Annotated in this window: 12 protein-coding genes and 1 pseudogene; 9 read left to right on the top strand and 4 right to left on the bottom strand. The window is 72.4% G+C overall.

Going from position 1 to position 14,346, the window contains the following annotated elements; all coding sequences use genetic code 11:
• Positions 1-9: 9 nt before the first annotated feature.
• Positions 10-1,053: a DUF4192 domain-containing protein gene (locus GUI43_RS12705; RefSeq protein ID WP_112698866.1), complete on the bottom strand. Its 1,044-nt coding sequence runs from the start codon at positions 1,051-1,053 to the stop codon at positions 10-12.
• A 174-nt stretch (positions 1,054-1,227) separates the two neighbouring features.
• Here GUI43_RS12705 and GUI43_RS12710 point away from each other — a divergent pair, with 174 nt between their 5' ends.
• From GUI43_RS12710 to GUI43_RS12730, 5 genes are all read left to right on the top strand, one after another.
• Positions 1,228-2,142, top strand: coding sequence for a fructosamine kinase family protein (locus tag GUI43_RS12710; protein ID WP_112698867.1), 915 nt, complete (start codon positions 1,228-1,230; stop codon positions 2,140-2,142).
• Entirely contained in the window at positions 2,139-3,152 is a 1,014-nt protein-coding gene (gene moaA / locus GUI43_RS12715; RefSeq protein WP_112698868.1) for a GTP 3',8-cyclase MoaA, read from the top strand. Before GUI43_RS12710 ends, moaA begins: the two co-directional genes overlap by 4 nt.
• Positions 3,153-3,154: 2 nt before the next feature.
• Positions 3,155-3,409 (top strand): MoaD/ThiS family protein, encoded by a 255-nt coding sequence (locus GUI43_RS12720; RefSeq protein WP_091396696.1) that lies wholly within the window; start codon positions 3,155-3,157, stop codon positions 3,407-3,409.
• Positions 3,410-3,422: 13 nt separating this feature from the next.
• Positions 3,423-4,667 carry a metallophosphoesterase gene (locus GUI43_RS12725; RefSeq protein ID WP_112583891.1) on the top strand — a complete coding sequence of 415 codons (1,245 nt, stop codon included), beginning with the start codon at positions 3,423-3,425 and terminating at the stop codon, positions 4,665-4,667.
• Between the two features lie 61 nt (positions 4,668-4,728).
• Complete coding sequence (locus GUI43_RS12730) at positions 4,729-7,908, top strand: UvrD-helicase domain-containing protein (RefSeq protein WP_112583892.1); 3,180 nt, start codon at positions 4,729-4,731, stop codon at positions 7,906-7,908.
• A 133-nt stretch (positions 7,909-8,041) separates the two neighbouring features.
• Here the strand turns inward: GUI43_RS12730 and GUI43_RS12735 are convergent, their stop codons facing one another.
• Both GUI43_RS12735 and GUI43_RS12740 read right to left on the bottom strand, forming a co-directional pair.
• Positions 8,042-8,695: a prepilin peptidase gene (locus GUI43_RS12735; RefSeq protein WP_112583893.1), complete on the bottom strand. Its 654-nt coding sequence runs from the start codon at positions 8,693-8,695 to the stop codon at positions 8,042-8,044.
• A gap of 10 nt (positions 8,696-8,705) precedes the next feature.
• Positions 8,706-9,710, bottom strand: coding sequence for an EamA family transporter (locus tag GUI43_RS12740; RefSeq protein WP_181549274.1), 1,005 nt, complete (start codon positions 9,708-9,710; stop codon positions 8,706-8,708).
• A gap of 402 nt (positions 9,711-10,112) precedes the next feature.
• Here GUI43_RS12740 and GUI43_RS34545 point away from each other — a divergent pair.
• From GUI43_RS34545 to GUI43_RS12760, 3 genes and pseudogenes are all read left to right on the top strand, one after another.
• Positions 10,113-10,595 (top strand): annotated as a pseudogene (locus tag GUI43_RS34545) (LppU/SCO3897 family protein); the annotation flags it as partial.
• A 464-nt stretch (positions 10,596-11,059) separates the two neighbouring features.
• The gene (locus GUI43_RS35025) at positions 11,060-11,509 is read left to right on the top strand and encodes an LppU/SCO3897 family protein (RefSeq protein ID WP_112584006.1); all 450 of its coding nucleotides are present in this window, start codon (positions 11,060-11,062) and stop codon (positions 11,507-11,509) included.
• A gap of 156 nt (positions 11,510-11,665) precedes the next feature.
• Complete coding sequence (locus tag GUI43_RS12760; RefSeq protein WP_091396677.1) at positions 11,666-12,907, top strand: ATP-binding protein; 1,242 nt, start codon at positions 11,666-11,668, stop codon at positions 12,905-12,907.
• A gap of 24 nt (positions 12,908-12,931) precedes the next feature.
• On the opposite strand, the gene GUI43_RS12765 is transcribed toward GUI43_RS12760, so the two are convergent.
• Entirely contained in the window at positions 12,932-13,480 is a 549-nt protein-coding gene (locus tag GUI43_RS12765) for a GNAT family N-acetyltransferase (RefSeq protein ID WP_091396674.1), read from the bottom strand.
• A 133-nt stretch (positions 13,481-13,613) separates the two neighbouring features.
• On the opposite strand from GUI43_RS12765, the gene GUI43_RS12770 reads away from it, so the two are divergent.
• Positions 13,614-14,159, top strand: a complete 546-nt coding sequence (locus tag GUI43_RS12770; protein ID WP_112583895.1) for a DoxX family protein — start codon at positions 13,614-13,616, stop codon at positions 14,157-14,159.
• The last annotated feature ends 187 nt before the right edge of the window (positions 14,160-14,346 follow it).

The raw sequence follows: 14,346 nt of genomic DNA on the forward strand, positions 1-14,346 counted from the left end.
TGGGGCTGGTCAGCGGCGGCCACGTCGGCTCCGTCGGCGGGGCCGGATGACGCCGGGCATCCCGACCGACGGCCAGCCGTCCAGCTCGGCTGGAGGCACGCCCCGTCGGAGCAGGTCGTCCAGCAGCAGGGCGAGCGAGTAGTCGGGGTGCAGGCTCAGCGTGCGTTCGAGCGCGACCGCCGCCAACGCGCCCTGTCCGGCACGCCAGGCGGCGAACGCCAGCAGCGCACCCGGCGCGGCGGCCACCTCCGGCTCGGCGCGGCGCAGCACGTCGGTCCAGAGGGCGATGTCCCGGTCCCGGCCGTCGGTGCGTTCCCACGCGTGATCGCGGACCGGCAGGTGGGTCATCAGCAGGCTCAACCAGGCCACCTCGTCGTCGTCGAGCCGCTCACCACGCCGCTGCCGGCGCTGGGCCTCGCGGACCGCCGCCACCCCGGCGGCGCGCAGCGCCCGCGCCCCGAGCAGGTCACTCTCGGGTGCCTGCTCGACCAGCTCGGCCAGTCTCAGCTCGGCGCGAGCGGTGGCCGCGCGGGCCGCCTCCCGGGCCGGGCCGTCCACCGGTGCCACCTGCGCCACCAGGGCGCCCCGGTCGGGGAGTGCGACCTGACCGGCGAAGACCGCCGAAGCGGTCAGCCGGTTGACGGTCGGGTCGTAGCGGCGACCCTCGGGCGGGCAGCAGTCGGGCTCGGTGCAGAGATAGGACCACCAGCGGCCGTCGGTCACCCGCAGCGCGTCGAGCACGTGCAGCCCGAAGTCGTTGAGCGCGTCGCGCACCGCGTCCACGGCCGGGGTGACCCGCTCCGGTTGCCCGTAACCCACCACGGTGGCGGCCTCCGCGCCCTGCCTGCGGATCACACCGGCCAGGTGCCCGGCCAACCCGCCCGGCTCGGTCGGATCGGGCAGGTCCGCGCGGGCGGCGAAGACGATCTGTCGACCGACCAGCGCCACGGCGACCACGCTGTCGGTGGGATGGAAGCCGAGCAGGTACGGCACAGCGGCGATCAGATCGGCGGGTGAGCGGACGGCGAGCTGAGGGCGTTCGGTCGAGGTCATGTCGGAAGCCTGCGGCGGGCGTACCAGGCCCTGCCACCCCCTGTGGACGACACGCGACTTATCCACAGTTACTGAACGTGTTTCCCCTGCTCACGCCACACCTACGGGTGCGGAAAGAGCGCCGATGTCGTCGGGCGACACCTGGCTGTCGTAAGGAGCGGTTACCGTGCGCTGATGGACCTGGCGTACCTGCGCGCGCATCCGACCCACCTCCCGACCTTCCGTACCCATCAGCGGCTCCGGGAGACGCCGGTCGCCGGTGGAAACATCTGCGCGGCCGCCCGGCTCACCCTCGACGACGGCCACTCCGTCTTCGCCAAGTCCTGGCCCGAAGGCGCCGACCGGCCGGCGCCGGAGGGTTTCTTCGCCGCCGAGGCCGCCGGCCTGCGTTGGCTGCGGGAGGCGGACGCGGTCGGCGTACCCGAGGTGATCGTGGTGTTGCCGGAGCTGCTGGCGCTCGACTGGGTGGAGCCCGGCGAACCGACGCCGGAGGCCGCGGAGCGCTTCGGCCGGGAGTTGGCCGGGCTGCACCGGGCGGGCGCAACCGCCTTCGGTGCCACCTGGCCAGGGTTCATCGGCTCGCTCCCACAGGACAACACCCCCACCGGCGGGCGCTGGTCGACCTGGTTCGCCGAGCGGCGCCTCACCCCCTACCTGCGACGCTCGGTCGACGGTGGCGCGCTGACCAGCGCCGATGCCGCTCTGGTCGAGCAGGTGATCGGTCGCCTCGACGGGCTCGGCGGCGACGAGCCGCCCGCGCGCATCCACGGCGACCTGTGGCCGGGCAACGTGCTGTGGGGGGCCGACGACCGGGCCTGGCTCGTCGACCCGGCAGCGCACGGTGGGCACCGGGAGACGGATCTCGCCCAGCTCGCCCTCTTCGGCGGCATCCCCCACCTGGATCGGGTGCTGGCCGCCTATCAGGAGAGTTGGCCACTACCGGACGGCTGGCGTGACCGGGTGCCAGTGCATCAGCTGCATCTGCTGCTCGTGCACACCGCACTCTTCGGCGTCAGCTTCCGAGATGTGGTCGTCCAGACCGCCCGCGGCGTCCTGAGCCGGGCCGAGCGCGCTACGGTCGACAGGTGAGCGTCGCCCCGGGGACCGACGGCGTCCTCGTCGACCGGTACGGCCGTGTCGCCCGGGACCTGCGCGTGTCCCTCACCGACAAGTGCAACCTGCGCTGCACCTACTGCATGCCGGCGGAAGGTCTCCCCTGGCTGGCCGGCCCCGAGCTGCTGTCCGACGAGGAGATCGTCCGGCTGGTCCGGGTGGCTGTCGAGCTGCTCGGCGTGACCGAGGTGCGGTTCACCGGCGGTGAGCCGCTGATCCGACAGGGGCTGGTCGACATCGTGACGGCTGTCGCCGCCCTCGAACCCCGCCCCCGGGTCTCGCTGACCACCAACGGCATCGGCCTGGACCGACTGGCCCCGGCGTTGCGGGCGGCCGGCCTGGACCGGGTGAACGTCTCACTGGACACCCTGGACCCGGACCGGTTCACCAAGCTCACCCGCCGCCCCCGCCTTGACGCAGTGCTGGCCGGGCTCGCCGGGGCGGCGGCCGCCGGGCTCAGCCCCGTGAAGATCAATTCAGTGTTGATGCGGGGTGTCAACGAGGACGAGGCGCCGGCGCTGCTCCGCTTCGCCCTCGATCACGACTACCAGCTGCGGATCATCGAGCAGATGCCGTTGGACGCCCAGCACGGTTGGGCTCGCGACACCATGGTCACCGCCGAGGAGATCCTGGCGTCGCTGCGTACCGTCTTCCATCTGAGCCCCGACCCGGCCGAGCGCGGCGCGGCACCGGCGGAGACCTGGCTGGTCGACGGAGGCCCCGCCCGGGTCGGTGTGATCGCCAGCGTCACCCGCCCCTTCTGCGGGGACTGCGACCGCACCCGACTGACCGCCGACGGTCAGGTCCGCGCCTGCCTCTTCGCCACCGAAGAATCGGATCTGCGCGCCGCGCTGCGCACCGGCGCGGACGACGACGAGTTGGCCCGGCGCTGGCGTACCGCGATGTGGGGCAAGCGCGCCGGGCACGGCATCGACGACCCCACCTTCCTCCAGCCGACCCGACCGATGTCCGCGATCGGAGGCTGAGCGTGGAGGGGCCACCGCTGACCATCCGCTACTTCGCCGGCGCCCGCGCCGCCGCCGGCCGCGCCGAGGAGGCCATCCCCGCCGGGCGGTCACTCGACGACCTCACGGCCGAGCTGACCCAGCGCCACGGAGACCGGCTCGCCGGGGTGCTGCGGGTGGCGAGTTTCCTCGTGAACGGCGTCACCTGTCATGATCGTCAGGCACCCCTACCGGCCGGGGCCACGATCGATGTCCTGCCCCCGTTCGCGGGCGGCTGAGGGAGGCGCACACATGATGGCGGTTCTGGGGTTCGTGGCTGTCCTGGCGCTGGTCACCGGTCTCATCCACCTCTACCTGTGGAAGCGACTCGTACGGGACACCACCACGCCGGGCCGTTGGCGACAGATCGGCGGGATCGCCGCCCTGGTGCTGGCCCTGCTCGTGCCGGTCACCCTCGCCGGGACGCAGGCCGGGCTCTACTGGCTCGCCTGGCCGGGCTATCTGTGGCTCGCGCTGATGTTCTACCTGCTGGTCGTACTGGTCGTGCTGGAAGTCCCGATGCTGGTCACCCGGCTGGTGCTGCGTCGCCGGGTGGTTGCCGCGGAGCCCACCACCGCCGCGCCCGAGCCGGTGCTGGTCGGTGCCGCCGGGCCGACCGAGCCACCGGCAGCCGGCGCCGTAGCGGCACCGGACCACGACCCGTCCCGTCGGTTGCTGCTGGCCCGTGGGGCGGCCATCTTCGCCGGCCTCACCGCCACCGGCGTCACCGGGTACGGCATCCGCACGGCGCTTGGCCCGCCGCATCTCGACCGGGTGCGGATCCCGCTGGCCAAACTTCCCCGCAGCATGGACGGTCTGCGCATCGCCACCGTCTCCGACATCCACCTCGGCCCGCTGCGCGGCCGGGCGCACACCGAGCGGATCGTCGCCGCGATCAACCGGCTCGACGCGGACATCGTCGCGGTCGTCGGTGACCTGGTCGACGGCTCCGTGGCCGAGCTCGGCTCGGCCGCCGCGCCGCTGCGCGACCTGCGCTCCCGCTACGGCAGCTTCTTCGTCACCGGCAACCACGAGTACTACTCCGGCGTGGAGGAGTGGGTCCAGGAGGTCGACCGGCTCGGTCTGCGGGTGCTGCAGAACCGGCGGCAGGAGATCCAGGCCCGGGGCGGTGTGCTCGACCTGGCTGGCGTGAACGACCTCACCGGGGCGGGCACCGGCCTCGCCGCCGGGCCGGACTTCGCCGCCGCTCTCGGCGACCGCGACCCGAGCCGACCCGTGGTCCTGCTCGCGCACCAGCCGCTGGCTGCCAAGGAGGCCGCCCGGTACGGCGTCGACCTGCAACTGTCCGGGCACACCCACGGTGGGCAGATGGTGCCGTTCAACCTGGCCGTCGGGCTGGAGCAGCCGGTGGTCAGCGGGCTCGGCGAGGTCGACGGCACCAAGGTCTACGTGACCAACGGCGCCGGTTTCTGGGGGCCGCCGGTCCGGGTCGGCGCGGAGCCGCAGATCAGTCTGGTGGAGCTGCGCTCGGCATAGCGGAGGTCACGTCCGCGCGTGGCGGCGGGTGGCCGGCGCGGCGGGCGTGACAGGATGCGGCGTGCCCCCGTTCAGCGCCGTACCCCCCGGTGGCCTACCGCCATTCGTCGCGGACCTGCACATCCACTCGAAGTACTCGCGCGCGTGCAGCCGTGACCTCACCTTGCCGAACCTCGCGTGGTGGGCCCAACGTAAGGGCATCGGCCTGCTCGGTACCGGCGACTTCACCCACCCCGCCTGGTACGACCACCTGCGGGAGACGCTGCGCCCGGCCGAACCGGGGCTCTACCGGCTCGACCCGGAGGCGGAACGGGACGTCGCCCGTCGGCTGCCACCCCGGCTCGCGCAGACCGCGGAGGCGGACCCGGTCCGTTTCATGCTGAGCGTGGAGATCTCCACCATCTACAAGCGGGATGACCGGACCCGCAAGGTGCACCACCTGATCTACCTGCCGGATCTGGACGCGGTGGCCCGGTTCAACACCGCGCTGGGCCGGATCGGCAACCTCGGCTCCGACGGCCGGCCGATCCTCGGACTGGACTCCCGCGACCTGCTGGAGATCACCCTGGAGGCCAGCCCGGACGGCTACCTGGTGCCGGCACACATCTGGACTCCCTGGTTCTCCGCGCTGGGCTCGAAGTCCGGCTTCGACGCGATCGCGGACTGCTACGCGGACCTGGCCGAGCACATCTTCGCCGTGGAGACCGGGCTCTCCTCCGACCCCGCCATGAACTGGCGGGTCGGCAGCCTGGACGGCTACCAACTGGTGTCCAACTCGGACGCCCACTCGCCGCCGGCGCTCGGCCGGGAGGCGACAGTGCTGACCGCCGAACGGGACTACTTCGCCGTTCGGGAGGCGCTGCGTACCGGTGACGGCCTGGCCGGCACGATCGAGTTCTTCCCGGAGGAGGGCAAGTACCACGCGGACGGGCACCGGCTGTGTGGGGTCAACTGGTCTCCGGAGCGCACCCGTGCGGCCGACGGGCGCTGCCCCGAGTGCGGCAAACCCCTCACCGTGGGCGTCCTCAGCCGGATCGAGGAGTTGGCGGACCGCCCGGACGGGCACCGGCCGGCACACGCCCGGGACGTCACCCACCTGGTGCCGCTGGCCGAGATCCTCGGCGAGATCAACAAGGTGGGTGCCCGGTCGAAGAAGGTCGAGGGACGGCTCAACGAACTGCTGGCCACGCTCGGCCCCGAGTTGGAGATCCTGACCACGACGCCGCTGGCCGAGATCGCCCAGGCCGGTGGTGAGCTGCTCGCGGAGGGCATCGGGCGGCTGCGGCGCGGCGACGTCCGCCGGGTGCCCGGTTACGACGGCGAGTACGGCGTGATCACGCTCTTCGACCCGGCCGAGTTGGGCGCGCAGGAGACGCTGTTCGACGTACCGGTGCCGGCGCAGCGACGACCCGCGGAGTCGGCTCCCCGGGTCCCGGCCAAGCGCCCGGCGGCGGCGAAGGCGGAGCCGAAGCGGAAGCCGGCCCCGGCGCCCGCGCCGCCGATCGCGTCGCCGCCGTCTCCGCACGAGCCGTTCGAGCCGATGCTCTCCGGCATGGAGGAGGTCGGCACCGGCCTGCTGGACCGGCTCGACGCCATGCAGCGGGTGGCCGCCTCCGCTCCTGGCGGTCCGCTGCTCATCGTGGCTGGTCCGGGCACCGGCAAGACCAGGACGCTCACCCACCGGATCGCGTACCTCTGCGCGGAGCTGAACGTCTTTCCCGAGCACTGCCTCGCGATCACGTTCACCCGACGGGCAGCCGAGGAGCTGCGGCACCGGCTCGACGGCCTGCTCGGCCCGGTCGCCGAGGACGTCACAGTGGGTACGTTCCACGCGTTGGGGTTGACCATCCTGCGGGAGAACGCCGACGCTGCGGGTCTCCCGGCCGACTTCCGGATCGCCGACGACGCCGAGCGGGCGGCAGCACGCACCGAGGCCGGCGACGACAGCGCCGCGTACGTGTCGCTGCTACGCAAGCAGGACCTGGTCGACCTGGACGAACTGGTGACCCTGCCGGTGGAACTGCTGCGGGCCGACCGGAAGTTGGTCGAACGGTACCGGGACCGCTGGCGGTGGATCTTCGTCGACGAGTACCAGGACGTCGACGAGGTGCAGTACGAGCTGTTGCGGCTGCTCAGCCCCGCCGACGGCAACCTCTGTGCGATCGGCGACCCGGACCAGGCCATCTACTCGTTCCGGGGCGCCGACGTCGGCTACTTCCTGCGCTTCTCCGAGGACTTCACCGACGCGCGACTGGTCCGGCTCAACCGCAACTACCGTTCGTCGGCCCCGATCCTGGCTGCCGCCGTGCAGGCCATCGCGCCGTCCTCGCTGGTCCGGGGTCGGCGACTGGACCCGGCCCGGCTCGATCCGGAGGCGCCGCTGGTTGGGCGCTACCCGGCGGCGTCCGTGGCGGAGGAGGCCGACTTCGTGGTGCGTACCGTCGACGATCTGGTCGGCGGGTTGTCGCACCGTTCGCTGGACTCGGGCCGCATCGACGGCCGGTCCACCTCGCTGTCGTTCTCCGACATCGCCGTGCTGTACCGCACCGACGCGCAGGCCGCCCCGATCGTGGATGCCCTGACCCGGGCGAACATCCCAGTGCAGAAGCGTTCCCACGACCGGCTGCGGGACCGGCCCGGGGTGGCCGCCATCGCCCGCGAGCTACGGCACGCCGACGGTCTGGCCGGCTCACTGGCCGCCCGGGTGCGGCTGGCCGGTCAGGTGGTCGCCGAGCGGTTCGCCGTGCCCACCCTGGATGGCGCCGGCAGCACGGTCCGTCCCGAGGACGTCCGCTCGGCCGTGGACCTGCTGACCCCGCTGGCCCGACGCTGCGGTGACGACCTGGAGGCCTTCCTGTCGCAGTTGGCCACCGGCGCGGAGGTGGACGCGCTCGACCCGCGTGCCGAGGCGGTCACGCTGCTCACCCTGCACGCCGCGAAGGGCCTGGAGTTCCCGGTGGTCTTCCTGGTCGGTGTCGAGGACGGGCTGTTGCCGTTGCGCTGGCCGGGCTCGACGCCCGACGAGGAAGCCGTCGCCGAGGAGCGCCGGCTCTTCTTCGTCGGCGTGACCCGAGCCCAGGACCGGCTGTACGTCAGTCACGCCGCCCGCCGCACCCGGCACGGCACCGAGCGCGACTGCGCACCTTCGCCGTTCCTCGGCACCATCGACCCCGGCCTCTTCGAACGCTTCGGCGAAGCCGAACCCCGTCGCCCCAAGGACCGCCAACTCCGCCTGATCTGACCCCCGGTCCTCCACGCCCCATGCCCTGTCGATCTTGCACTTTCGGTCGTCGTTGTGCGTGGGATGCACCTTATGTCGGCGCAGAAACTGCAAGATCGACGAAGCCGGGGGCGGGGTGAGGGGGCGAGGGCGGTCAGTCGAGGAGGACGGCGAGCCAGGCGCCCACCAGCAGGGCCGGGCCGAGGGGCAGCAGGGTGTTCCGGTGCACCCGCCGCGCGGCAAGGAGACCGAGCACCAGACCGCCGTGCAGCACGTGCGGCAGGAGCAGCCCGGCCAGCAGGGCGTCCCACCCCAACCAGCCGAGCGGCAGGCCGAGGACCGCGGCGAGTTTCACGTCCCCGAAACCCAGCCGTGAGCCGGGCAGCAGGGCCAGCAGCACGTGTGCCGCGCCCGCGACCGCCGCACCTCCCAGCGCGCCGAGCAGCCGGCCGGGAGTGCCGGACAGCAGCGCCGCGGTGGTCAGCCCTCCGAGGGCCAGCAACCCGGCGACGAGCACCAGCGGGTCGGGCAGCCGCAGGCAGGCCAGGTCTACCCGCGCCAGCACCAGACCGACCGCCGCGACCGCGAGGAAGACCGGCAGCGCCGGGTCGTCACCCACGGCGACGGCAACGCCGACAAAGACGCTGGCCGCCGCCATCGGGTCGACCCAGGGCCGTCGGACCGGCTGCGGCAGTGGAAACTCCCATGGCCGGACGTCCGCGGTGGCGAAGCGCCGCGACACCAGGGGTACGACGAGGCCGACCAGCGCGCCGAGCAGCGCGATCGACACCAGCGCGGCGGCCGACATGGGCCGGACGTTACTGGCGGTCGCGCTCCGGCGTGTCCCCCGATCGTGATCCCGTGCCCGCCTGACGCGGCCGTTCGGTGGTCACCACCAGGGCGACCCCGGCGACGATGACAGCACCGCCCAGCAGCACCTGCGGGGTGATCGGCTCGGCCACCAGCAGCGCGCCGAGCGCCACCGCGACCGCCGGGTTCACGTAGGCGTACGTCGACACCAGCGAGATCGGCGCGTTGTGCAGCAGCCAGACGTACGCGGTGAAGGCCACCAGCGAGCCGGCCACCATGAGGTAGCCCAGCGCCAACCAGGACCGGGTGCTCACCGCCGCCGGGTGGAAGTCGGCCAGTTCGCCCCGACCGGCGGCGAGGGCCACCAGCGCCAGCGCGCCGGCCAGCATTTCGTACACAGTGGCCACGAACGGGTCGGCGGGCATCCGGATCCGTCCGGACAGGAACGACCCGACCGACCAGGAGGTGGCCGCCGCCACCACTGTCAACGCCCCGAGCAGCGGCACCGCGGCCGAACTACCGCCCGGCAGCACCAGCAGGATGAGGCCGACGAAGCCGAGGGTGACCCCGGCGAACGTCCAGATCGGCGGCCGGTCCCCGGTGGCCGAGCGCAACAGCACCACCAGCAGCGGCACCGTGGCCACCAGCAGCGCGGCGATCCCGGACGGCACCGCCACTCCCGGCGGCCCCGATTCGGCGAGCACCACCAGGCCGTTGCCAGCGGTGAGCAGGAGCACCCCGACCAACGCGGCCGAGCCGAGTTGCCGTCGGTCCACCCGCAGCGCGCCGGGGCCTCGACGCAGTCGCAGCACCACCGCCAGGACCAGGCCGGCCACCGTGAACCGGAGGGCGGCCGACAGCAGCGGAGGCAACGTCTCCACGGTGATCCGGATGGCCAGATAGGTCGACCCCCAGAGTACGTAGACCACGATCAACGCGGTCCAGATCACTGTCGGCGTGCTGCTGGCACGACGGCCGACGAGGGCTGTGGTGCTCGGTGGAGGTGAGCTCATCAGTGGACCACGCTACGGTGGCCCCGGAGCCCGCGTCGCGCTTTGGTGGCCGGCCTCTCACCACTCGTGCAGGAGGGCGGCATGACGAACTACGGACAACCGGGGAGCGGCCACCCAGGGCCGTGGCGTGGGCAAAGACCCGACGAGACGCCCGGTCGACCGGCGCAGCAGCCCTACCCGCCCGCGTCGGAGCCCTACCCGCCGGCGGTCCCGTCGTACCCGCCCGCACCGCAGGGACGACCCGGGCCGTACGGCGGCCCACCCAACCCGCCCTACGGTGCGGCGCCCGGCGCGCCCTACGGTGGCGGGACGGACACGCCCTACAGCCACGAGCCCCGCACGCCCTACGGCGGCGCGTACCAGCCGACCCCGCCGACCCCGCCGTACGGCGGGCAGCCGTACCGACCCGACGACCCGTACGGCGAGGATCCGACACCGAGCCGACGCGGTCGGGGGCCGCTGATCGCGGTACTGGCCGTCGTACTGCTGGTGGTGGCCGTCGCCGGGGTGTTCTGGTTCCGCCGCGGGCAGAACGACCCGGCACCGGCGGCCGCGCCGAGCAGTTCGGCCGTTGCCGGTGAGCCCAGCGCGGACGCGGTCGAGCCCGCGCCGAGCGCGGCCGCGCCGGAGTCGTCGGCCGATCCCCGGTTCGCGAAGGTCGGCCAGTGCGTCCGCAACGACGGCACCGCCGGCGGCAAGCCGAAGCTGCTGATCAGCGGCTGTACCGCGAAGTCGTACGAGGTGTTGAGCCGGATCGACGGCCCGACCAGCGGCGAGCGGGACGCCGAGGCCAAGTGCGGCAAGGTCGAGGGCTACACCAACTGGTATTTCTTCGACAGTGAGCTGGACACTCTCGACTTCGTCCTCTGCCTCAAGCAACGCTGAGACCACCCACCCCCGGGGATGACATGACGACCTACGGACCTGCGGGTTCCGATCAGCCGGACGATCCGTACCAGCGCCCGCCCAGTGGGCCGGACAGCTCACCACCGGTGGACCCGACAGTGCCCCAGTGGAGCACCCCGCCGCCCGGTGACGACCCGACCCGGCAGCAGTGGGGTCCGCCGCCGACCGGCGCGGAGCCACCGACGGCACCCATGTGGGCGCCGCCGCCCACCAACCCGGAGCCGCCGACCACACCGATGTGGGCGCCGCCGCCCACCTCGGGCCCGGGTTACCCACCGCCCGGGCCGTTCCCACCGGCCGGGCCGTACCCACCGGCGGGCCCGATGCCCGGTCAGCCGGCCGGGCCGTTCCCACCGGCGGGCCCGATGCCGGGTCAGCCAGCCGGGCCGATGCCGGGTCAGCCGGCCGGGCCGTGGGATCAGCAGCCTCCCGGCGGATACGGGATGCCGCCCGTCGCGCCGGCGAAGAAGACCGGCCGCAACGTCGCTCTCATCATCACGGTGGTGGTGCTGCTCGTGCTCTGTCCGTGCCTCGGCCTGGCCGGATGGGCGGTCTGGAAGGTGGCCGACGCTGGCAGTGACGCGGCGCGTACCCCGTCGACGAGTGCCCCTGACGTTCCACCCGCGCTGCCCAGCGACGCCCCGACGTCGGCCGCCCCGACTCCGGGCGAGGAGTTCGCCAGGGGTGACTGCGTGGTGAACGACGGCAGTGAGACCGACGCGGAACTCCGCAAGGTGCCCTGCGGCCCGAACACCTATCAGGTGCTGCTGCGAATTCCGGCGACCACGGACGGCGACCGGTGCGAGACGCTCGCGCCACAGGCGACCGCGAACTACGTGCACGACAACTCGGTCGATCTGTTCGACTACGTGCTCTGTCTGAAGAAGCGTTAGTCCGATCTGGCCGATCGATGGTCCGATTGCCAAAACTAGGGCTGTCTAGCGTCCACGCTAGACAGCCCTAGTTTGTGCTCGACGGGCTCAACACGCCGGTAGCCCCATCTATCCATGTCTAGCCTCGCAGCTAGATGGCCCGATAATCTGCGATGCGTGGATCCGGTCCGCAACCCGTACGCGCCGGGCGCCGGTCAGCGTCCGCCCGAACTTGCCGGGCGGGGGCGAGAGCTTGACGTCTTCGACATCGTGCTCGAGCGCATCGCCCGGGGCCGACCCGAGCGCAGCCTGATGCTCACCGGGCTACGTGGCGTCGGCAAGACGGTCCTGCTCAACACCCTCCGGTCCCAGGCGATCAACCGGCTCTGGGGCAGCGGCAAGATCGAGGCTCGACCGGACCAGTCGTTGCGCAGACCGGTCGCCGCCGCACTGCACATGGCGGTCCGGGAGCTCGCCCCCCGCCACCGCGCACCGGACCGGATCGACGCGTTCCTCGGCGTCCTCAAGGCGTTCGCCCAGCGGTCCAACCCGACCGGCCGGGCCGGTGCGGCCACCAAGCTGCGCGACCGGTGGCAGCCCGGTATCGACGTGCCGGCCGCCAGCGGCCGGGCCGACTCCGGCGACATCGAGATCGACCTGGTCGAACTGTTCAGTGACGCCGCCGCCGTGGCCAGCGACGTCGGCACCGGCATCGCCATCTTCATCGACGAGATGCAGGATCTCGGCCCGGAGGACGTGTCGGCGCTCTGCGCCGCCTGCCACGAGCTGTCCCAGCTCGGCGCGCCGCTGATCGTCGTCGGCGCCGGCCTTCCGCACCTGCCGGCCGTGCTCAGCGCCGCCAAGTCGTACTCCGAACGGTTGTTCCGCTATCAACGCATCGACCGGCTCGACCGGATCGCCGCCGACCGGGCGCTCTGCGCACCCGCCGAGCGCGAGGAGGTCGAGTACGAGCAGAAGGCACTCGACCTGCTCTACGAGAAGTCCGGCGGCTATCCCTACTTCGTCCAGGCGTACGGCAAGGCCACCTGGGACCACGCGCCACGCTCGCCGATCACCGCCGCCGACGTGCGGGTCGCCGCGCCCGAGGCGGAGGCCGAACTGGCGGTCGGGTTCTTCGGTTCCCGGTTCGAACGGGCCACTCCCGCCGAACGCGAGTACATGCGGGCGATGGCCATGATGTCCGCGGTCGAGGGCGAGCCCGGCGCGGTGGTCCGCGACGACATGGACGCCGCGGTGCCCACCGCGGAGATCGCCCGTGCCCTCGGCCGCAAGCCGGCCAGTCTGTCCCCGGCCCGGGACGCGCTGATCAAGAAGGGGCTGATCTACTCCGGTGAGCGGGGCACTGTCGCCTTCACCGTCCCGCACTTCGGCCGGTACCTGCGGACGCAGCCGGCCTGACCCCCGACAATCGCGTCGACCCGGTCAGACCTTCGACCAGGGCGCCGGAAAGAGCACCTCACCGCGAGGCGGGGGCCCCTCCTCGCTGGTGGACGGCGGCAGCACCAGCGCCTGCCAGGGTTCACCGAGGCCGGCCCACGGGCCGGTCAGGCCCAGTTCACTCGCCGGGCCGAACCCGAACCGGCGGTAGAAGACCGGGGCACCGAGGACGACGACGAGCCGCTCGCCCAACTCGGTGGAGGCGTCCAGGGCAGCCTGCACGACCGCCGTGCCGTGCCCGACACGCTGTCGGTGCGGCGCGACAGCCACCGGGCCGAGGGCCAGGACGGGCACGTCCGAGCCTCGCTCCGGCCGCAGCCGCACCCGGGTGAGCAGCGCGTAACCGACCACCTCACCGCCGTACTCGGCGACCATGGCCAACTCCGGCAACCAGGCGGTGGTGTCGCGTAGCTCGTCGACCAGGCTGACCTCAGGCGGTGTCGCCACGTCCGGACGGGCGAAGGCGGCAGCCAGCACGCGGCGGACCGGTCCGGCGTCGGCCGGGTCCTCGGGGCGTAGCCGCAGCGTGGTCACCCGCGCGACGTTACCCGCCAGCGCCCGTCCATCCGTGACGGTCGCTCGATTCGGCGTGGCGTACGTGTACGAACACCAATCCGATCCTGCGGTTGACGGGGTAGCAAACGTCGCGACGGGGTATGACTGATCCATGACGCCCGTACGTTCCCTCGCCCGCGCCATGCTGAGCGGCATCTTCGTGGTCAGCGGGTATCGCAACTTGCGCGACCCCGGCCGGCTCGCGGTGGCCGCCAAACCGGTGACCGACAAGGTCGCACCAGTGCTGAAGAAGGCGCACCCGAGCTTCCCCACCGAGACCGAGACCTTGATCCGGCTCAACGCGGCCGTGCAGGTCAGCGCCGGTCTGATGCTGGCCACCGGCCGGTTCAGCCGACCTGCGGCGCTGGTTCTGGCCGGCACGCTGGTCCCGGTGACCATCGCCGGGCATCCCTTCTGGAACAACGACGACCCGATCGCCAAGAACAACAATCAGATTCATGTCCTGAAGAACCTCGGGCTCCTCGGCGGTCTACTGCTCGCCGCGGCGGACACCGGCGGCAAGCCGGGTCTGCGGTGGCGGACGGGCCATCGCATCGGCCACTCTCGACGTTCCATGCAACGCGCCGTCCGGACCGCCCGCCGCGAGGCCCGAATCGCCGTCCGCTCCGCGTCCACCGCACGTCGACTCCCCGGCTGACCTGCGTCGATCCGTCTCCGTCCCGCCCACACCCCTCGCTAAGGCCACGAATTACCTGAACCACCCGGTAGGCGTTAACGCGGTGGAAATGTCAAAAACATGTGTGGGATCGGACACGGTCGCATAACGCGGGAGGCACTGACGTGAGGCGCCGTTCTAGGCTCCGTGCAGGACCTGGACGGGTAGG

Source organism: Micromonospora noduli (assembly GCF_003264365.1).
In the GTDB taxonomy this organism is placed as follows: Bacteria; Actinomycetota; Actinomycetes; order Mycobacteriales; family Micromonosporaceae; genus Micromonospora; species Micromonospora noduli.